General features: G+C 36.7%; 20 protein-coding genes. 11 read left to right on the top strand and 9 right to left on the bottom strand.

The features are described 5' to 3' along the window. Positions 1–44: 44 nt before the first annotated feature. Positions 45–1,610: a GH3 family domain-containing protein gene (locus tag LK994_RS04625; RefSeq protein ID WP_229761719.1), complete on the top strand. Its 1,566-nt coding sequence runs from the start codon at positions 45–47 to the stop codon at positions 1,608–1,610. On the opposite strand, the gene kdsB is transcribed toward LK994_RS04625, so the two are convergent. Continuing rightward, a complete protein-coding gene (kdsB, locus tag LK994_RS04620) occupies positions 1,607–2,326 on the bottom strand; it encodes a 3-deoxy-manno-octulosonate cytidylyltransferase (protein ID WP_229761718.1) in 720 nt (239 codons plus the stop codon). The two genes, LK994_RS04625 and kdsB, sit on opposite strands and share 4 nt — an antisense overlap. 121 nt (positions 2,327–2,447) lie before the next feature. On the opposite strand from kdsB, the gene LK994_RS04615 reads away from it, so the two are divergent. From LK994_RS04615 to LK994_RS04600, 4 genes are all read left to right on the top strand, one after another. Beyond that, positions 2,448–3,896 (top strand): circularly permuted type 2 ATP-grasp protein, encoded by a 1,449-nt coding sequence (locus tag LK994_RS04615; RefSeq protein WP_229761717.1) that lies wholly within the window; start codon positions 2,448–2,450, stop codon positions 3,894–3,896. A 151-nt stretch (positions 3,897–4,047) separates the two neighbouring features. After that, the gene (locus LK994_RS04610; RefSeq protein WP_229761716.1) at positions 4,048–4,983 is read left to right on the top strand and encodes an alpha-E domain-containing protein; all 936 of its coding nucleotides are present in this window, start codon (positions 4,048–4,050) and stop codon (positions 4,981–4,983) included. A gap of 119 nt (positions 4,984–5,102) precedes the next feature. Next, positions 5,103–6,083: a transglutaminase family protein gene (locus LK994_RS04605; protein WP_229761715.1), complete on the top strand. Its 981-nt coding sequence runs from the start codon at positions 5,103–5,105 to the stop codon at positions 6,081–6,083. Between the two features lie 138 nt (positions 6,084–6,221). Further along, a complete protein-coding gene (locus tag LK994_RS04600) occupies positions 6,222–7,376 on the top strand; it encodes a hypothetical protein (RefSeq protein WP_229761714.1) in 1,155 nt (384 codons plus the stop codon). Positions 7,377–7,463: 87 nt separating this feature from the next. Here LK994_RS04600 and LK994_RS04595 read toward each other — a convergent pair whose 3' ends face one another. Further along, on the bottom strand, positions 7,464–8,192 hold the full coding sequence (locus LK994_RS04595; RefSeq protein WP_229761713.1) for a YARHG domain-containing protein: 729 nt from the start codon (positions 8,190–8,192) through the stop codon (positions 7,464–7,466). A 28-nt stretch (positions 8,193–8,220) separates the two neighbouring features. On the opposite strand from LK994_RS04595, the gene LK994_RS04590 reads away from it, so the two are divergent. Next, complete coding sequence (locus LK994_RS04590) at positions 8,221–8,877, top strand: DUF2306 domain-containing protein (RefSeq protein WP_229761712.1); 657 nt, start codon at positions 8,221–8,223, stop codon at positions 8,875–8,877. A 50-nt stretch (positions 8,878–8,927) separates the two neighbouring features. Here the strand turns inward: LK994_RS04590 and dnaN are convergent, their stop codons facing one another. Next, positions 8,928–10,043 (bottom strand): DNA polymerase III subunit beta, encoded by a 1,116-nt coding sequence (dnaN, locus tag LK994_RS04585; RefSeq protein ID WP_229761711.1) that lies wholly within the window; start codon positions 10,041–10,043, stop codon positions 8,928–8,930. Between the two features lie 165 nt (positions 10,044–10,208). Between dnaN and LK994_RS04580 the strand changes: the two genes are divergently transcribed. Together LK994_RS04580 and LK994_RS04575 are read left to right on the top strand one after the other, a co-directional pair. Further along, complete coding sequence (locus LK994_RS04580; protein WP_229761710.1) at positions 10,209–10,676, top strand: regulatory protein RecX; 468 nt, start codon at positions 10,209–10,211, stop codon at positions 10,674–10,676. 69 nt (positions 10,677–10,745) lie between these two features. Beyond that, entirely contained in the window at positions 10,746–13,211 is a 2,466-nt protein-coding gene (locus LK994_RS04575) for a helix-turn-helix domain-containing protein (protein ID WP_229761709.1), read from the top strand. A gap of 4 nt (positions 13,212–13,215) precedes the next feature. Here LK994_RS04575 and LK994_RS04570 read toward each other — a convergent pair whose 3' ends face one another. The 3 genes from LK994_RS04570 to ybeY all read right to left on the bottom strand — a co-directional run bounded on the left by LK994_RS04570 (position 13,216) and on the right by ybeY (position 16,275). Further along, positions 13,216–13,725 carry a cupin domain-containing protein gene (locus tag LK994_RS04570; RefSeq protein WP_229761708.1) on the bottom strand — a complete coding sequence of 170 codons (510 nt, stop codon included), beginning with the start codon at positions 13,723–13,725 and terminating at the stop codon, positions 13,216–13,218. A 126-nt stretch (positions 13,726–13,851) separates the two neighbouring features. After that, entirely contained in the window at positions 13,852–15,720 is a 1,869-nt protein-coding gene (mnmG, locus tag LK994_RS04565; protein WP_229761707.1) for a tRNA uridine-5-carboxymethylaminomethyl(34) synthesis enzyme MnmG, read from the bottom strand. A gap of 132 nt (positions 15,721–15,852) precedes the next feature. Continuing rightward, on the bottom strand, positions 15,853–16,275 hold the full coding sequence (gene ybeY / locus LK994_RS04560; RefSeq protein ID WP_229761706.1) for an rRNA maturation RNase YbeY: 423 nt from the start codon (positions 16,273–16,275) through the stop codon (positions 15,853–15,855). Between the two features lie 73 nt (positions 16,276–16,348). Between ybeY and LK994_RS04555 the strand changes: the two genes are divergently transcribed. Continuing rightward, on the top strand, positions 16,349–16,582 hold the full coding sequence (locus tag LK994_RS04555; RefSeq protein WP_229761705.1) for a FeoA family protein: 234 nt from the start codon (positions 16,349–16,351) through the stop codon (positions 16,580–16,582). 13 nt (positions 16,583–16,595) lie between these two features. Beyond that, positions 16,596–17,171: a nicotinate (nicotinamide) nucleotide adenylyltransferase gene (gene nadD / locus LK994_RS04550; protein WP_262907878.1), complete on the top strand. Its 576-nt coding sequence runs from the start codon at positions 16,596–16,598 to the stop codon at positions 17,169–17,171. On the opposite strand, the gene LK994_RS04545 is transcribed toward nadD, so the two are convergent. After that, a complete protein-coding gene (locus LK994_RS04545) occupies positions 17,168–18,460 on the bottom strand; it encodes a chromate transporter (protein WP_262907877.1) in 1,293 nt (430 codons plus the stop codon). The genes nadD and LK994_RS04545 overlap by 4 nt on opposite strands. A gap of 62 nt (positions 18,461–18,522) precedes the next feature. Here LK994_RS04545 and LK994_RS04540 point away from each other — a divergent pair, with 62 nt between their 5' ends. Beyond that, a complete protein-coding gene (locus LK994_RS04540; protein WP_229761702.1) occupies positions 18,523–19,530 on the top strand; it encodes a DUF3089 domain-containing protein in 1,008 nt (335 codons plus the stop codon). Here LK994_RS04540 and LK994_RS04535 read toward each other — a convergent pair. Then, a complete protein-coding gene (locus LK994_RS04535; protein WP_229761701.1) occupies positions 19,527–20,600 on the bottom strand; it encodes an iron-containing alcohol dehydrogenase family protein in 1,074 nt (357 codons plus the stop codon). The genes LK994_RS04540 and LK994_RS04535 overlap by 4 nt on opposite strands. 21 nt (positions 20,601–20,621) lie before the next feature. Beyond that, positions 20,622–21,302 (bottom strand): monofunctional biosynthetic peptidoglycan transglycosylase, encoded by a 681-nt coding sequence (gene mtgA / locus LK994_RS04530; protein ID WP_229761700.1) that lies wholly within the window; start codon positions 21,300–21,302, stop codon positions 20,622–20,624.

Here is a 21,302-nt window from a genome sequence, read left to right as displayed (position 1 = left end):
AGGATTGGCTTTACATTTCATTTACCATTCATAAAATACTACCTTTGTACTACTTAAGAGACTCAACCTTACGAATGGGCTATTTTGATATTAAACTTCCTAAAAGCATTGCCAGGGCACTCAATCTGCCTATAAGCGATCCGAGACGACAGCAGTTAAAAGTGCTGAAGAAGTTGTTGCGTAAAGCCAGGTTCACCCAATTCGGACAGGAATACAAATTTGATGAAATATTGTTGAGTCGCCATTTGGGGAAAAAATTTCAACAATTAGTTCCTTGTTACGATTACAGTAAGCTTTATGCAGACTGGTGGCATAAAGCCAAAGATGGCGTTCCTGATGTTTGCTGGCCGGGTGTAATAAAATATTTTGCCTTAAGTAGCGGTACCAGCGAAGCTGCCAGTAAGTTTATTCCGATTACCAAAGAACTGATACGCAGTAATACCATTACCAGCTTCAAACAATTACTCAGTTTAGCAAAATACGAAGATGTACCCAAAAGTGCAATAGGAAAAGGATGGATGATCCTGGGAGGCAGCACACAACTTCAAAAAGGGCCAACTTATTTTGCCGGAGACCTGAGTGGTATTCAACAAAAGAATATTCCTTTCTGGTTTCAGGGATTAGGTTTATACAAACCCGGTAAGAAAATTGCCAAAGAAAAAGACTGGAGCAAAAAAATCGAAGAGATAGTAGAGAATGCGCCAAGTTGGGATATTGGTTTTATTGTAGGCGTTCCTGCATGGTTACAGATATGCATGGAAAAGATCATCGAGCGTTACCAGTTAGATAATATTCATGACATGTGGCCTAATCTTGCATTTTATGTGCATGGTGGGGTAGCCTTAGAACCATATAAAAAGGGATTTGAAAAACTGTTGGGCAAGCCTATCACCTACATCGAAACTTATTTGGCAAGTGAAGGTTTTTTAGCTTACCAAAACAGGCAGGATGCAGTAGGAATGCACCTTGCATTAAACAATAACATCTTCTTCGAATTTGTTCCTTTTGATGATAATAACTTTGATGCTGATGGAAACATGGTGGATAACCCTGAAGCATACATGATTCATGAGATAGAGGAAAATAAAGATTATTCTATTTTGATCAGTACCAATGCCGGCACATGGCGTTATGCCATAGGCGATACAGTTAGACTGGTTGATAAAGAAAAAAGTGAGATCATTATTACAGGAAGGACCAAACATTTCTTGAGCCTGGTTGGAGAGCATTTAAGTGTAGACAATATGAATAAAGCCATCGAAATGGTGAGTGAAGAACTGAATATTTCTATTCCTGAATTTACTGTTGCCGGTGTTCCTCATGGTTTATTTTTTGCCCATCAGTGGTACATAGCTTCCAACGATGTCATAGATACAGAAGATCTGCGCAGACGTATAGACGAAAAGATAAAAGAACTGAATGACGATTATGAAGTGGAAAGACGTCATGCTTTAAAAGATGTTTACGTTACCGTTCTGCCAGAACAAACCTTTATGGATTTCATGAAATCTAAAGGCAAGATGGGAGGCCAACACAAATTTCCTCGTGTATTAAAAGGTAAGATGCTGGAAGACTGGAAAAAATTCTTACAAAGCCAGATGGTAAGCTAATTAAGCAATTTCGTCGCCCTTTCCAGATCCTCAGGCGTATCGATCTCAACTCCCATATATTCTGTTACGATCATTTTCAGCGGAATACCTTTTTCCAGATAACGAAGGCATTCAATTTTTTCGGCGGCTTCCAAAGGTGTTATCTCCCAGTTGGTAAAATTTAGCAGGGCTTGTTTTCTGAAGCCATATACACCTATATGCTCATAATAAACCGGTGTAACCGTTTTATCTCTATGATAAGGTATCACACTACGGCTGAACATCAATGAGTTCATATTTTTATCTACCGCTACTTTTACATAATTAGGGTCTTCAATAAATTTTTGCTCTTTCAACACCTGCATCAACGATGCCACCTGAACACTGTTATCATCAAAAACCTGTAATAATTTTTCTAATGGCTCCTTTTGTACAAAAGGTTCATCTCCCTGCACATTTACCACAATATCAACATTCATATCAGCCACAGCCTCCGCTATTCTATCGCTGCCACTCTCATGTTCTTTTTTACTCATTATGGCTTTACCTCCGTTGATAGTGATCTCATTATAAATAATATCACTGTCCGTTACTACTACTACATCGTCGAAAAGCCCCGTCGCTACAGTATTATCGTAAGTATGTTGTATTACCGTTTTGCTCCCTAAACGTTGCATTAGTTTGGCGGGAAACCTGGTGGCCGCATACCTAGCCGGTATCATCGCTATTTTTTTCATCAGCAGAAATATTTATATGTAAAGTTAGCCAAGATGTTCAAATACAAGTTTGATTTATTATATTTGGATATATATTACTTTTCGACGATTGCCTGCCATTTAATTTCCAAAACAGTTGATTATGCAAACAAGTGAACTGCTGCAATCTTATTTGGTAGACACCAATACATGGGACGAAATGTACAAGAACGCTACCGTAAGAGAGCAGTACAAAAAGGCCGTCGATTTTTTACAGCAACTTTCTGTGGAGGAATTAAACAAAAAGGAAGAACTGGCCAAACGTTTGTTCATGAGCCAGGGTATTACTTTTACCGTATACAGCAGTGGCGAGGGAATTGAAAAGATATTCCCATTTGACATCATTCCCCGTATCATCACCGCCGCTGAATGGGATTATATCGAAAAAGGTATTAAACAACGCCTTAAAGCACTCAATCTTTTTTTAAAAGATATTTATAGCACACAATTCATTATTAAAGATGGGGTTGTGCCGGCTGAGATGATCTATAGCTGTCCGCACTACCTCAGAGAAATGCATAATTTCCCTGTGCCTTATGATATTTATGTACATATTTCAGGAATCGATCTTATCAGAAACAGTGATGGGAGTTTTTATATTTTAGAAGATAACCTGCGTACCCCTAGTGGCGTTAGTTATATGCTGGAAAACAGGGAGATCACCAAACGTCTTTTCCCTGACCTGCTACCACAGAATAACGTAAGGAGTGTTACGGAGTATCCTAACATATTGCACAGAAACCTTGTTTCACTTTCTCCAAGACAAATTTATAACCCCACAATTGTATTGCTCACTCCGGGTATATACAACTCTGCCTATTTTGAACATACCACATTAGCAAGATTAATGGGTGTTGAATTGGTGGAAGGAAAAGATCTGGTGGTAGATAATCATAAAGTGTTTATGAAAACCACCTCGGGATTGCAGCAAGTGGATGTTATTTATCGCCGTGTTGATGACGAATACCTTGATCCGTTAGCTTTTGATGCCAACAGTTTATTGGGTGTGGCAGGATTAATGAGCGCCTACCGAAAAGGTAATGTAGCTATTGTAAATGCTGTAGGTAATGGCGTTGCAGATGATAAAGCTATTTATACATATGTTCCTTCAATGATCAGGTATTACCTGAACGAGGAACCTATATTAAAAAATGTCCCTACCTATCATTTAGAAAGAGCTGATGAAAGAGAGCTTGTATTTAATGATATCACTAACATGGTTATTAAAAAAACCAATGCAAGCGGAGGATATGGAATGCTGATGGGTAGCGCCGCTAGCGAAAAAGAAATTGTTGAATACAAAGCAGAAGTGCTAAAAAATCCGAGAGAATTTATTGCACAACCAATTATAAGTTTATCAACAGTTCCTTGTTACATGAACGGAAAACTGCAACCTCGTAGAGTAGATCTCCGACCGTATGCATTGTGTGGGCCAGATGGAATTGAAATTGTTCCGGGAGGATTAACAAGGGTAGCACTTAAAGAAGGTTCTATGATCGTGAATTCTTCCCAGGGTGGAGGCAGTAAAGACACATGGGTGTTGGCAACATAATACCCCCTCGCCCCCTAAAGGGGGAACTACGAAGTGGATAATGCTTTGCTATCACATACTAAAAAAGATTATTTAAAAATATTATTAACTACAAATTAAAAGATCCTCGCAGTTCCCCCTTTAGGGGGCGGAGGGGGTGAATATATTTATTATGCTAAGTAGAGTTGCCGATAGTTTGTACTGGATGAGCCGCTATATGGAGCGTACAGACGGAATTTTAAGAACGTTGAAAATTAATTATGCATCCAGCCAGGATGATATACAGGAATTTAGCTGGAAACCTGTATTACAAATATTTACTTTTCTATCAGAAGAAGAGGCCAATGCAATGGCATATGATTCGAGAGGTGTATTAGAATATATGGTAGTGGGTAAAGACAACCCTAACTCTGTATTAAATATTGTTACCCAGGCCAGAGAAAATGGTCGAAGCGTACAAGACCATATCACTAAAGAAATGTGGCAATGCCTTAATGACTTTTATCATGCAGTTAGAGATGAGAAAATGGCGCAGCTTTTACAAAAAGACGATCCGATAACAATATTGGATAATTTACTCCGCTACGGATTATTATACTGCGGAACAACTGACGTTACCATGGCAAGAGGTGAGGGAAATTCTTTTATAAATATTGGAAAATACCTGGAACGTGCTATACAAAGTGCTGATATCTTAGATGTGAAATTTAGTGACGTATATTACGATGTAAATAAAACAACCGACACTACTTATTGGAAATATCTGTTAATGTCGATCTCTGGTTATGAGTTATATCTCAAAACGTACCGTGGCGGATTTGAAGCAAAAAATGTGGTAGAACAGGTAGTGCTAAACGACAAATTTCCTCGTTCACTCGTTTATTCAATCAACAGAGTACATCGTTATTTTGAAAGATTAAAGAGTGAAAGAAATGCATCTGATTTTAATCAGATAGATTTTATGATCGGCAAGTTCAAAAGTAAAGTACAGTTCAGCACCTCTAATTCAATTTTTCAGGAAGGGCTACACAATTTTTTGAATGAATCAAAAACCGGTTTATATGATATCGGTACAGCATTAGGAAAAAGCTATTTTGGATATTCATAGTCTAGAACTCTGATGACACTGATCAAACTGATATTCACATATTTCTCTTACATAGAAAGATAACCGCATTCTAATACTTTTTTGCTAAATACGCTAAACTACTAAACGCTATAAAATATATGCCCCGTTTCATTATTCATCATGTAACAAAATATACATATCCGGAACCGGTTCGTGATAGTGCCAATCAAATAATTTTATTTCCGATAAGAGATGAATATCAGGATGTATTAAGTCACCAGTTGATCATTACCGGCGAACCGGCTGTAGAAAAATACAGAGATTATTATGGTAATGAGATCGGTACTTTTATGAATATAGAGTTGCATAAAGAATTAAGAATAGATTCTACCAAAACTATTGTTACAAAAGAAAGAGCATTACCTAATAATTCTGAACCAATAGATGAACAGTGGAATCATTTACATCAGATCAGAAACGTTGTTCCGTTCATTGATTTTTTAATCCCCGAATTTTTTGCTGCTATTGAGGACGTTAAAAAAATTGCCGATGTTGAAAAATTCAAAAAGAGCAATGTTTTTGACGCGGCGCAGGAACTGAACAAATATGTGTATCAAAATTTTCAATACATAAAAGGTATCACCAACACACAAACCACTTTAGATGAAGTATGGAATTTAAAAGCAGGCGTATGTCAGGATTTTGCACATATTCTTTCTGTAATGCTTCGTTTAATTAATATTCCGGCTCGGTATGTAAGTGGATATGTTTGTCCAAAAGATAAAGATTTGCGTGGTGAAGGAGCCACCCACGCATGGGTAGAGGCGTATATCCCATTCTATGGCTGGATAGGACTTGATCCGACCAATAACTGTGTGGTAAATGACCTGCATGTTCGTTTAGCTATTGGCAGAAACTTTTCTGACTGTTCTCCTGTTAAGGGCACATATAAAGGTTCTGCCAAACAATCTTTAGAGGTAGGCGTTTCCGTTAGTTATGAAGATGGGGCTATTTCGAAAGAAATAAATGCCGTATTGGAACCTCAATATATTACACCAGTAACTGATGCCGACGGTACAAATAATTCTTTCAGAAGGTATACAGATATGATGATACAACAGCAACAACAACAGCAATAATTAATAATAAAAAACCGATCTCCTGTTTTCCGTTATGATGCGGTAGGAATATAATGACGAGAATAAGCATCATAGCTGACACCGGTCATTTCTACCACCCTCTTATATATTTATTTTGTAATATTAAATAAATATATCATGAAAAGAGTTTACCAAAAATCAATGATCATTTTGCTTTATTTTATCGGTATTTTTTTAACCGCATTTTCTCAATCAGACAACACGGCATTTGGTGATAGTGCCCTGATGAGGCTGGTTGGCGGATGGGGTAATTCTGCTTTTGGCTATCACTCGTTATACTCAACTACAGATGGTTATAATAATGTAGCTGTGGGGGAAAACAGTCTTTATTCAAATATTAACGGATACAAAAATATTGCAATAGGCAATAATACCTTATCCGAAAATACAAGCGGATATGAAAATACTGCTGTTGGGCACCGATCTCTTGAATCAAACAAAATTGGCTATGGAAATGTGGCTGTAGGTCATGGCGCTCTGCAAAATAATAATTACGGATTTTACAATACAGCAGTCGGAATTGTTTCGCAAACAAGTATGACTACAGGCAATGGTAATGTGTCATTAGGAACAGCTTCGCTTTTTTCAAATATGGAAGGTGTTTATAATACTGCTATTGGAAATGCTGCTTTATTCAGCAATAAAGGAAATATGAATACTGCTGTTGGAACAGGGGCATTTTTTTCAAATACAGATGGCAATGCCAACACAACTATTGGGTGCAATGCCCTGTACAGTAATATTACCGGAAATGGCAATGTTGCTATTGGAGATTCTGCAGGATATTTTAATCTAGGCAACAACAATATTTTTATAGGATCAATGGCGGGTTTTAATGATGTAAGTAGTAATAAATTATACATTGGCAGTGGTATATCTAAAACCATTATCTATGGCGACATTTCCACTGGGCAAATTTTAATCGGAAACACAAATCCGGCCGGATATAGCTTTAAAGGAAATAGAAAACTGAATGTAATAGGCGGTATAATTGCTGATAGTATAAGAGTTGCGCTGGTCAACACCTGGGCGGATCATGTATTCTACAATAATTATCAATTACGTAGTATTGAAGAATTGAAAGCGTTTATTCTCCAGAATAAACATCTACCAAATATTCCAACAGAAAGTGAAGTAAAGCTAACGGGCATCCACCTATCAGAAATGATAGCTAAACTACTTGAAAAAATAGAAGAGTTAAGCTTATATCTTATCGAACAACAAGAAGACATCAATACATTGAAAAGAGAATTTGAGCAGATAAAAAAATAAAACTTTATGGATATATATTGTATGTAGTTAACAAAAAATCCATTCATAATTTTTATGAATGGATTTTTTTATTCTGTTTATACAAATCTATCTTCCGTATTCGTCTCCATACTCATCAGAATATTTTTCATATTTTTTTATCAGTTCTACATTCTTTTTTTCTACGTCAGTCAACATATCTTTTACATCAACGGTATTGGGCACATACCAGTCCTGGGTTTCAAGTGTTTCCCGGATATTTTTCTTTTTAAAACAATATCCGTGTCTGGCAAAAATTTCATTCCGCATTACCTCCAGCTCCCATTTGGTAAGATTATTTACATCAGATTCTTTCAGTTCTCTTTGAGATGCCTGCGGATATATACCTACATCTTTAGAATAAACGAAAACCTTTCTATTTAATGTAAAGTTTTTTGCTCCACTGTTTTTATTTTCTACAAAAGGTTTCCAATCACCAACAAGAATATTTTTGTTTTTTTCATCAAACGATAAATTAAACATTCCATCATTTTTGTCATCGCCAGGTTCTTTAGCTTCCACTTTAATTATACCCGAATCTTTTTTTACTGTACCTACAAATGGTCTGTCATTTCCTCCAACAACTGTTCTGCCTGCTACGCTGTCTCCCGTAACTTTTGTAATAAGAAGTGTAATTCTGTTTTTACCAAAAGGACCAACATAGGAACCTATAAGATCTGGTGATATTGAAATTGTACTGGAATCAATTTTTGCGATCTTGTCGCTTTTTGCAGATTTGTTTTTGCAGCCTACAAACAATGTTATAACAATAAGTAGGCAAAGTTTAGGTAGTTTCATATAGCTTTGTTTTGTCTAATATAACACATTGAAGCCGACTTTCAAAAACATATTAGCCATCGTTTTAATGGCAGTGCTGGCATTCTTTAGTTTTTTAATGCTGAGGATCATTTTGCCATACCACACCCTCAAAACCGATATCGGTTTTTTACAATTAAAGCAGGCGTATATTCATATTGATGTGTGGCGAATCGCTTTCTTTACTCATGTTTTTACCAGCATGTTAGTGCTGTTTGCTGGTTTTTCTCAGTTCTCCAAACCGTTATTAAAAAGAAATCAGTTGCTCCACCGAAGGCTTGGGTATCTATATGTGATTAATATCATGTTTATAACAGGGCCGGCCGGACTCATTATGAGTTTTTATGCCAATGGTGGGATCAGTAGCATCATTGGCTTTATTTTACTATCCGTTTTATGGATAGGCAGCACTGGCATTGCATTATACCATGCTATAAAGAAAGACTTTGTTGCTCACAGGGCCTATATGATCCGGAGCTACGCCCTCACACTTTCCGCTTTGACATTAAGGGCCTGGAAAGTTTTATTTGCCGAGTTTACCAACATTGGCCCTATGGATCGATATAGGATCATTGCCTGGTTAGGTTGGGGATTAAATTTAATTATTGCAGAAATAATTATTTACAATCAAATTAAAAGAAGGAAACTCAAAGTATCCGTGACATAAAAAAATCTCCACTTTCATGGAGATTAGAAAAAATATTTTGAAAAGAAATATTAACTGTTCAACATCAACGGCATTACCAACATTAATAACTCTTCATTTGGATCCATTTCAGTTGGTTTAATGATACCTGCTTTTGTCGGAGTGCTTAATTCCATATTTATCTCTTCTGTATCTGCAGCTCCCAGCATTTCAATTAAGAATTTTGCATTGAATGCTATTTGCAGATCTTCGCCATCATATTGACAAGACATACGTTCATTTCCTTCGTTGCTAAAATCTACATCCTGTGCAGCCAGCTGCAATTCACTGCCACTGATGTTTAACGCAACCTGATTAGTGCTTTTATTACTAAATACACTTACCCGGCGTAATGCACTTTGAAAATCACTTTTATTAATGGTTAATTTATATGGGTTGTCAAGGGGTATTACCACTTTATAATCAGGAAAACGAGCATCTATCAGTCTACACACTAATTCAGTGCCGCCATGTTTTACAAACAAATGATTGCTGTTATACGATACCGTTAGTTCATCATCATTATCAGGTAAAGCCGCTTTCAATAAATTCAAGGGCTTTTTAGGTGCAATAAAAGTATCTGTTTTAGGACAACTTACATCTGTTCTTCTGTAACGAACCAATCTGTGTGCATCTGTTGCAACACAAGTCAATCCTTTTTTATCCAATTCAAAAAATACGCCTGTCATTGCTGGTCTCAGATCATCGTTGCTAACTGCAAATAGACTTTTATTGATCGCTGTTACCAATGCAGAAGAACTAATGGTGAAAGAATTGGCATCATCCGCTGCCGGTTCCTTTGGAAAATTATCCGGATTTTCTCCCATCACTTTGTATTTACCATTGTCACTGGTAATTTCAATTCCATAATTTTTATCAATAGTAAAAGTCAGCGGTTGCTCTGCTATATTCTTTAAAGAGTCCATTAAAATTTTTGCAGGAATACAAACTTTTCCACTGTCTTTGGCTTCAATATCCAAATGCACTTTCATCACTGTTTCCAAATCTGTGGCAACAACCGTCAATTTATTTTTTTCAATTTCAAATAGAAAATCTTCCAAAATAGGTAATACCGTATTTGTATTAATAACACCGTTGATCTGTTGCAGTTGCTTTAACAATGCCGAAGAGGAAACAATAAACTTCATAATATAGTTGTATTAAAAATCAAAGATAAAATTTTGCATTTAACCGGCTCAAGATACAGAAATATTTGTTTGTCTTAATGACGAATTGTTCAGATAATTTGATTTATCAAAATTTAGCCACAAAATTCGGCTGTCATTGTAACAACCCTGCTATTTTTGTAAACTATGTTTGAACAAAAACTCACACCTAAGCAGGCTTTTCCAAAAATAAAGCAGTTCTGCGCTTATCAGGAGCGATGTCACTCGGAGGTAAAAGAAAAGTTATATGGGTACGGGTTGTTTAAAGATGATGTAGAGGAGCTGATCGGAAGATTGATCGAAGAAAATTACCTGAATGAGGAACGTTTTGCCATTCATTTTGCCGGAGGCAAATTCAGAACCAAAAACTGGGGGAAAGTAAAGATCAAATACGAGCTAAAACACAAAGGGGTAAGCGATTATTGCATAAAAAAGGCGTTGAAGCAAATAGATGAGCAGGATTATATGGATACTCTTTATTCTCTTGCCGAAAAAAAAGCCATCTCATTAAAGAAGGAAAAAAATATTTTTATCAAAAAAAGAAAAATGCAGGATTATCTGTTACAGAAAGGTTTCGAATCGGACCTTATCAGAGAAATTATCCAAAAAAAATAAATAATGCATGCAACCTATTTTCAGTATATCTCTGTCTATCTTTAATTAAATACATAATTCGTTTTGCCTGTGTCTAGTTTACAACATATTGATCGTAACGAAATTTTTGAACTTGCGTACAGGTTTGTTACCGAAACCAGTGAGAATATTTTTCTTACCGGTAAAGCCGGCACAGGCAAAACCACTTTTCTTAAATATTTAAAAGAAAACTGTACAAAAAATATTGTAGTAGCTGCCCCAACCGGCGTTGCCGCTATTAACGCCGGAGGCGTTACTTTGCATAGCCTTTTTCAACTACCTTTTCAACCATTCTTACCTACTTCGGGTAATAAGTCTGAATTACTTTCAAAGATCAGGTACAACAAACAACGCCAACAATTGCTTCGTAAAATGGAGCTATTGGTTATTGACGAAATAAGCATGGTTCGTTGTGATGTAATGGATGCGCTTGATACCATTTTAAAAAGTATTCGTAGAAATTATGATACCCCTTTTGGTGGCGTACAACTTTTATGCATCGGGGATCTGTATCAACTTCCTCCCGTTGCTCAAAATCACGAGTGGAGCATTTTGCAGGAATATTATAGTTCGCCATTCTTCTTCGACAGCCTTGCTGTTAAAGAGCAAATGCCTCTATTGATTGAGCTGGATAAGATCTATCGTCAGAAAGAAGACTCTTTTGTACGCCTGTTAAATAAGGTGCGTAATAATGATATGACAGCTGATGATTTTGAAGATCTGCACATGAGATATGATCCAACATTCAGACCCTCCCGTGAAGAAAAATATATTACACTTACCTCTCACAACAAACAGGCAGATGAGATCAATCAAATGCAACTATACAGATTGTTTGGAGATACATTCACTTATACCGCAACCGTTGATGATGAATTTCCTGAGCATATATATCCTGCAGAATATGAATTGATCCTGAAAGAAGGAGCCCAGGTAATGTTCTTAAAAAATGATCTGATTCAAAAAAGATATTTCAACGGAAAGATCGGCGTAGTTAAATCTTTAGAGAAAGAAAGAATTATTGTAGAAGTAGATGGTTTTGATATTGATGTTGCCAAAGAAACATGGGAGAATACAAGATATACCTTAAACCGAACAGACGGAAAATTAGAACAGGAAACCATTGGAACATTTTCTCAATACCCCTTAAGATTAGCATGGGCCATTACTATTCATAAAAGCCAGGGACTCACATTTGATAAAGTAATGATCGATGCAGGTGCAGCATTTAGCAGCGGCCAGGTATATGTTGCATTAAGCCGGTGTACCAGCCTGGAAGGCATTGTGTTATTATCTAAGATCCCTGTAACCGCCATACAAAGCAATGGTCATGTAAAAAAAGGCCAGCAAACTCTTACCCACAAAGGTTCTTTAGCAGAACGATTTGCCGGCGCAAGGCAATTATATACTTTACAATTGTTAGAAGAAATTTTTTCATTTGCCGATATAGATACCACTATTGGTCAACTGCATTTCCAGGTCAAACAACATATAGATAAATTAAATCCTGAGGCCGCCGTATGGATACAAACATTGCAGGAAAAATTTTTAACCGACAAAAGTGTGGGGTTAAAATTTATCAGCCTTGTTGCTTCATTAATGAAAGATGAAGGAATTATTGAAAACAACCAGGTGCTGCAACAAAGAATCTCTGATGCAGCTAATCATTTCATTCCAAAGTTTTCTTCTTTACAACAGCAGATTCAAAACCAACCGTTAGTAACCGAGCACAAAGAAGCTGTGACAGAAATCAATGAACATTTAGTTTTAGCAGCTCAATCTATATATGCTACCAATTATTTTTTACAATATTGCAGACAACCTTTTTCTGTCACTTCATTTTTGCAACATAAATTAAAATTTGCACAGAGCCGATTTAACATCAATTGTTATGCTAGCGCCAAAAAAGAAACTGTTTCGAATTCAGATATTCCAAATGTTGAATTATACAATACGCTGAAACGCTGGCGGGATATGGTCGTGGAAGAATCAGGTCAACCTATTTATATGGTAGCAAAGCAGGATTCGCTAAGAGAGATTGCGCTCTATCTTCCACTAACAAAAAAGGACCTGATGCAAATAAGTGGTTTCGGTAAAGCAAAAGTTGAAACTTATGGTGCAGATATTATTGAGGCCGTTGAAAGTTATTGTCATCGGCATGGTTTGGAAACCAATATGTTTTCAAAAGCAATAGACCCCAAAAAAGAAAAGAAAGAAAAAAGTACTGAGCCAAAAATTGATACAAAGACTGTTTCTTTTGACCTATATAAAGAAGGAAAAACTGTTGATGAAATTGCAACAATTCGAAATCTTACAAAAAACACAATTGAAGGTCACTTAACTAATTTCATCAGTACTGGAGAAATTGATATTAATGAACTTGTCAATAAAGAAAAGCAACAGCAAATAAAAAATGCAATAAAATTATTTGGCGCTCAAAGTCACAAAACTTTGGTAGAAAATTTACCGGGTATAAGTTATGGCGAAATAAAGATGGTGTTGGCAGTAGAAAAATAAAATACTATCTGCCAAAGTCATCCTGTACTCTTACAATATCATCTTCATCGCTTGGGTTTAACGCATCTGTATGTCTCCATATTTCTGCCACTATTCCCCATTCTCCCAAACCAATAAGGCGGTGGCGTTCTCCTTGTTTTAGTTGTATGATATCTCCGATCTGTAAATAAGTTGTTTCTTTTTCAGTATCATCATCACTTGTTGCTACAGCCGCTTTGCCACCAATGAGTTTCCATATCTCGGCTCGACGATGATGATATTGCCAGCTCAATTTTTTATGTGGTGCTACTACCAGTATTTTAGGACTTAATTTTCCTGAAATAGATAGCTCTTCTTTAGTAAGATGAGAGAAATATAATTGTATAAATTTTTCTGCTTCCGACTCTTCAATTACAAAAAATCCTCCCCATGGTCTGGTGGTGTCTGTTTTATCAATAGAAATATTTAAGCTATTGAGGTATTTTTCTATCTCTGCAAAAACCAATTCTTTGCTGGTGTGCTCTGTAAACTTCATTGGCATTATTTTTATAAAAGTAAGAAAAACAATTATATGAAAATTATCTGCAGATTACCTCTCATCATTTTGAGATCTACAAAAAACATTTCACATACTTACTGAAGTTATTTTGGAGTAAAAAATTTATCTCCCCATAAAAACCATCAATATCTGTACATCGCTGGGATTTACGCCGGATATACGGGAGGCCTGGCCGAGTGTATGTGGGCGTATTTTCTTGAATTTCTGTTTGGCTTCTGTACCTAGAGAAACTAGTTTTTCATAATCAAAATTATCTGGAATGATCAGATCTTCTAGTAAACTCATTTTAGTTACCAACTCCTTTTCTTTCTCAATATATGTGTCGTACTTGAGTTGTATTTCTGCCTGCTCCAACGTTTCTGTACTGAATCCATTCAATACTGCAGCCAGTTTCGGCACGGCTTTTACCATTGCCAACAAACTAAGGTTAGGCCTTAATAATATTTGAGATGCCTTTTGTCTTTTATCTAACGGTGACGAATAAACGCTTTCTAATAACCCGTTTATTTCTTCCGGCTCTAAGCTAATTTGTTGCAACAAATCTTTTATTTGCTGCACACTTTCCCTTTTTCTGATCACCTTATCCATTCGATCCTGATCGGCAAGACCTAAACGATAGCTGATCTCGGTCAAACGGAGGTCTGCGTTATCCTGACGTAGCAAAGTTCTGAACTCAGCACGGCTGGTAAACATTCTGTATGGCTCATCGGTTCCTTTGTTGATAAGGTCGTCTATTAAAACGCCAATGTATGCTTCGCTTCTTTTTAAAACAACCGGCTCAAGATTTCTGGATTTTTGATGAGCATTGATCCCTGCCATTAATCCCTGACAAGCCGCTTCCTCATAGCCGGTGGTCCCGTTTATCTGTCCGGCAAAAAACAGGTTTTCTAATAGCTTAGTCTCAAGACTGAATTTCAATTGGGTTGGTGGAAAATAATCGTACTCTATAGCATAGCCAGGACGAAACATTTTACAGTTCTCAAACCCTGGAACCTTCTTAAGTGCTTGAAACTGAACCTCTTCTGGTAAAGAGGATGAAAATCCATTTACATATACCTCTATTGTATTAAAACCTTCGGGCTCTACAAAAAGTTGATGCCTATCTCTCTCAGCAAACCTGTTTATCTTGTCTTCGATACTTGGACAATACCTTGGACCCGTTCCTTGTATTCTTCCCTGAAACATCGGGCTCTTTTCAAAGCCAGTTTTAAGGATATCATGTACCTCCGGACTAGTGTAAGTAACCCAGCAACTCTTCTGCTGATCCGATGTGATTCGTGGAACATCCTTGTAACTAAATCCAATTATATCATCATCTCCCCTTTGTTCCTCCATTTTTGAGTAGTCCAAGCTTCTTCCATCCAGTCTTGGTGGTGTTCCGGTTTTCAATCTGTCGCTTTCGAAACCAAGACTCACTAATTGCTCAGTGATACCGGTAGCTGCTTTCTCTGCCATCCTTCCTCCCCCCAATTGCTTCTCTCCAATATGTATAATACCATTCAGGAAGGTACCATTGGTCAAAACAACCGACTTGGCTTTGATATCATGTCCCAAACCGGTAGAAACACCATACACTTTGCCATCTTTCACCAATAATCCATTCACCATATCCTGATAAAAGTCAACATTTGGAGTGTTTTCCAGCACTTCTCTCCATTTTGTGGCAAAAACCATCCTATCGCTTTGTACCCGAGGGCTCCACATTGCAGGCCCTTTACTTCTGTTCAACATCCTAAACTGGATCATACTGGCATCACTTACTATACCGCTATATCCTCCCATGGCATCTATCTCTCTCACAATTTGACCTTTAGCTATACCACCCATTGCCGGGTTGCAACTCATTTGACCAATTGTTTGCATATTCATGGTGATCAACAGTACCTTACTACCCATATTGGCGGCAGCGGCAGCGGCTTCACAACCGGCATGGCCGGCGCCTACTACTATTATATCGTAATCTGGAAACATGGGTGCAAAGATACGAAATTGAAAAATGTCGTTTTAAAATTAAGCTAGATGCTTATTGGGTTACGTTATATGTTCCACGTGTAACATTCTACTATACCAAAGTGAAAGAAGCCCAATGTTCCACGTGTAACACTAAGCAAAATAAAGATCCAGGTACTTACCTTCTACCTTTCTCATTAATGCTTCTTCTTTGGACGATTTATCCTTGTAGCCACAAAGATGCAATGCACCATGGAAGATAACCCGATGTAATTCCTCTTTGATCGTTGTACCTAACTGAAGGGCATTATCCCTAACTCTATCAACACTAATATAGATCTCCCCTTCAATAGGCCTGTTGAGTTCGGATAATGAGAAGGTGATTATATCTGTATAATAGTTATGCTTTAAGTAGGCCTTATTTATCTCCAATAGATAATCGTCTGAGCAAAAAATATATAATAGAGAACCGAGCTTCTTTTTCTCTTTGGAGAAAACGGTAGGAATAAATTGTTTAAGCTTGGTCCTGTCTTTCAACACCGACTCATTTTTAATAAAAAAGAATTGCACTTTCATACGTATAATTTCTGAATTCGAAATTATCAATCAAAGTTGAATAAATACCTTTGCAGTAAATAAATCTGCTAGAATGGATAGGCGACTTTCGGAAATTGAAGTAGGAAAAACTGTACTCATTAAATATTTTGAAAAAGATGATATTTTCTTAAAATTGATGGAAATGGGATGTGTACCCGGAGAGACAATCATTATAGATCAAATAGCTCCACTCGGAGACCCTATATCCATTATGGTAGCAGGTTATAATCTAAGTTTGCGACTAAATGAAGCCGAAAACATATGGGTTGAAGAATTAAACAATTGATTATCAATATTTTATGAAAATTGGACTATATTTTGGCTCATTTAACCCAGTGCATATGGGTCATTTAATAATCGCCAATCATATCGTCAATGAAGGATTTGCAGATCAAGTTTGGATGATCGTATCTCCGCAAAACCCCTTTAAAAAATCGAATACCTTACTGAATGAATACCATCGGTTACATTTTATTCAATCATCAGTTGAAGGTGAATCAAAATTAAAAGCTTCCAGTGTAGAATTTAAATTACCAAGGCCTTCTTACACCATCGATACACTTACGTACTTACAAGAAAAACATCCGGAACATGAATTCTCTATTATCATGGGAAGTGACAGTTTCAGCAATTTGTCTAAGTGGAAAAATTTTGAGCTGATCATAAAAAATCATCTTATATATATATATATAAGACCTGGTTTTGATGTTGTTAATACCATAGGCGCAAGAATAGAAATCATAGATGCACCATTGCTAGAAATTTCGAGTACACGTATCCGTGAGTTAATTAAAGAAGGCAAATCAATACGCTACCTGGTTCCTGATCAGGTGAATGAAGAAATATTAAATAATGGCTATTATAAATCAATTTAGAAAAGCCAGCCGATAGCCACACAAACCACAACAATTATTGGGGCCGGAAGTTTGGTAAAATAAAGCGTAAGGAATGTTCCGAGAATAACCCCAATATTCATCATACTGATAAGTCTGAAGGACATGATGGATGTATCTTTCAGTAAATATAAGGATGCAGCCCACATCAATCCGACGACAACTGCATTGATTCCCTCAAGCGCCCTGTTGACCACAACAAATTTCTTCAAATATTGCCACACAGGAAAAAAGAAAAGCACCAGCAAAGCGCTGGGTAAAAATATTGCGACCGACCCAATCACACAACCCAACAGTTGCCGGTCAGATCCTTCATTTTTTAGTGCAATCCCACCGGTGTAGGAAGCTATCGAAAAAACGGGGCCGGGTATAGCCCTCACGATTCCTGCACCTGTAAGTAACTCCTGCTTATCAATTCGAATAATATTTTGCTGAGGGTCTGCAAATTTGGGATCGGTTGGCCTTGCCACATATTGATCCAACATCATTGGTATCAATACGTCGCCTCCACCAAACACAAGGCTTCCGAAGCGATAAAAATTCTCGAAAAGATTATACGCCTTTCTATCATGCCAATCCTGCTTACGTGCTGTTTCACTCAAGAAACCAGCCAAAACAAATATCAAAACAAACAACCAGATATTCGTCCATCGTATGTGTCTGGGTTTAACTTTCTCTTTTTCAGGAAATCGTTTATTACTAAAATTTGTTGCAATACCGCCAAGCACAATCAACAAAGGAAAGACCCAGGGTGCTTTGAATAAAAAATAGGTAAAGCACATCGACAACAACATTATTATCAGTGTAATAAGATTGTTTACAGAAATTTTAAAAGCTTTAAAAGCCGCATATATCAAAAACCCAATAGCCATAGGCTGCACAAACTGAAAAATACTTGTGTGTAAATTATCTGAACCAATTTTTGCTACCAGAAAAGAAAGCGCCCCCATAAGGAAACATGCAGGAAAGATCCAGATAATAAGTGTCATCACAGCTAAAGGAAGCCTCCCTCGTTTGTAACCAATCAGTGTAAGTGTTTGTGTGGACGAGGCTCCGGGTAGCAGTTGACAAAAGGAAACATATTCCATCAGTTCTTCGCTGGTAACATCCCTTCGCTTATCAACAAAAGTTTTCATCATCATACCAAAATGCCCTTGTGGCCCTCCAAAAGCAGTAATACTATGAAGGAGGACAGCTTTTAAAAATGGTATATGCCTTAATAAGTTCAGTGTTTTACAGTTAGTTTTACAGTAGCAATTATAAAGGTACAAATTATATGATTTTCTTTAAGAAACCAAGCTTGCGTAACTCTGTTCGATGTCTCGTTTATTGTATGGCGTTATTGATAGTTTCTTCCTGCAGTAAAAAAAATTATTCGAACAGACCAGAATACAAATTCAGTTCGATTGATGGCAAACCAGATTACAGTAATCTTAGCTATTGGGCTGCCCATCCATGGAAGTGGGATCCCTCAGATAGTATATCCGCTTCGTTACAAAAAAATTATAGTAAAGACTCTGCCGTAGATGTGTTTTTTATTTACCCTACAACACTGGTAGATTATTCAGATACAAGTTGGAATGCATCTATTGATAATGCTGAAATAAACTCAAAAACAGATTATTCAACAATCTTATATCAGGCCAGCGTTTTTAGTGAAAAATGTAGAGTGTTTTCTCCAAGATACAGGCAGGCTCACTTAAAGGCGTTTTTTTCTGATGATACGGCTATGGTAAATAAAGCGTTTGCGTTTGCGTATGAAGATATTAAAAATGCTTTCGATTTTTATATGAAAACCTGGAATAACGGAAGACCAATTATCATCGCATCGCATAGCCAAGGTACAGTTCATGCAGCTAAATTATTAAAAGAATATTTTGAAGGAAAAGAGCTGCAGAAAAATTTGGTATGTGCCTATTTGATCGGCATGCCCATTCATGAAAAATATTTTGAAAGTCTTAACCCTTGCCACGACTCTCTTTCAACAGGTTGCTTTGTAAGTTGGCGAACATTTAAAAATGGATATATAGAACCCAAATATATAGCCAAAGAAAAACTTAAATCTATTGTTGTAAATCCACTTACCTGGAACAGTTCTGAAGAATTTGCTCCACGAAAAATGAACGGTGGAGGGATCTTAAAAAATTACAATAAAATTGTTCCGGGTGTTGTAAATGCTCAAATACACCAAAATATTTTATGGTGTAGTAAACCAAGATTTTTTGGTAATATTTTCTTTACCAAAAAAAATTATCATATTGGTGATATCAATTTATTTTATAACAATATCAGGCAGAATATACAAACAAGAATTCTTTCCTTTCAAAAGCAACACAATTAAAGTTGTTCATACAAAGCTCTTAGCTTTCCTCTGGTAATGATTGATTCCCAGTTTTTTCCTAATGCATTCTCCCATAAAGGCTTCATCCCTAGTGATACATCGATCATTTTATTAAAATCGTCTTCTGATAAATTGGCACAAATATTTTTTGGAATATCTATGTTGTTCTTTTCAACCATATACTTAAACTCCTTTACACCCTCCGGATAATATTCTTCCAGTTTATCAAAAACGATACAATTACCTATACCATGTTTTGTGCCTAATAAAAAACTCAGACCGTAACTAACCGCATGAGCAACCCCAACTTGCGAATAAGCAATACTCATACCACCTGCGTAAGAGGCCATCATTAATTTATCGTCGCTATCTGCATCCCAGCCATTTTTATTTACATACACTTCTCTGCACAGATCAAGTGCTTTTTCTCCATAGCTTTTACTAAATTCATTTAAATAAGTTCCGGTAAGACTTTCGATACAATGTATATAACAATCCATACCGGTATAAAATCTTTGATTGGCTGGTGCATTGGCACACAGCTCCGGATCTAACACAATCTGATCGAAGGGAGTAAAATCAGAATTCATACCTAGTTTTCTGGTTGGTCCGGTAAGAACTGTAGTTCTGCTAACCTCTGCACCTGTTCCACTTAGAGTGGGTATCCCTACTTTATATACACCCGCCTGTTTTACTAAATCCCAACCCTGATAATCAGCGCTACTTCCCGGATTGGTCATCATTAATGAAACAGCTTTAGCAAGATCCATAGCAGAACCTCCACCAATTCCAATAATACCGCTCACTGTTCCAAACTCATCTTTTAATTGTCTGGCCAAAGAATCAACATAAGTTGTTTTAGGTTCATAGGTAACATCCACAAAAATTATTTTATCCTTTCCCTTTGCAGGAACACGATTTACCAGTTCTTTATTTTCAAAAAAATGATCTACCAAAAAAATCATTGGAGCTGTTCCCTTTCTATTAGGCTCCAATATTTCATCCAGTTGATTAAAGGCTCCACGTCCGTAAACGACATAGCCAACCATTTTAAAATTTCTAAAATTCATGAGGTGAAAATTTTTACAAACTTATTTAATTAACTCCTGAATATCGGGATCTCCTTCCAAATTATTCATTTGTCGTATGATATCATCATATCTATTAGATACATATCTGCTCAAAGGTTTAACAGTGTACTTTTTAGGATTGGGTAAAGAAGCGGCTATCATCGCGGCCTCTCCTCTGGTTAAATATTTTGCATCTTTATTAAAATATTTTTTTGCGGCAGCCTGAACCCCAAAAACTCCTCTTCCCATTTCAGCCACATTCAAATAGGTCTCCAAAATACGTTGCTTGCTCCATATTTTTTCAATCATAAAAGTAAAATAAAGTTCAAGTCCTTTTCTAAAATAACTTCTTCCCTGCCATAGAAAAACATTTTTTGCAACCTGTTGACTTATTGTGCTTGCTCCCCTGGTCTTATTCGGATGAACCTTATTATATTTCATTGCTAATTTGATTGCCTTCAGATCAAACCCGTCATGATCGGGAAAAAGCTGGTCTTCACTGGCCATAACAGCCAGTTTCATATTGGGGCCCATCTCATCAAAATCAATATAATCTCTACTCAAGCCATTTCCCTGAAACACACTACCAAGTTGTGTGAGTGTTACAGGAGGATTGATCCATTTACAAAAAAGTATGTAAACAAATTGCAAAATAAACAACCAAAGAAAAGTCTTTTTTAAAATACTCCAGAATTTTTGCAT

Source organism: Ferruginibacter lapsinanis, assembly GCF_020783315.1.
In the GTDB taxonomy this organism is placed as follows: Bacteria; Bacteroidota; Bacteroidia; order Chitinophagales; family Chitinophagaceae; genus Ferruginibacter; species Ferruginibacter lapsinanis.
This window is presented reverse-complemented; position numbering and strand designations above follow the sequence as displayed.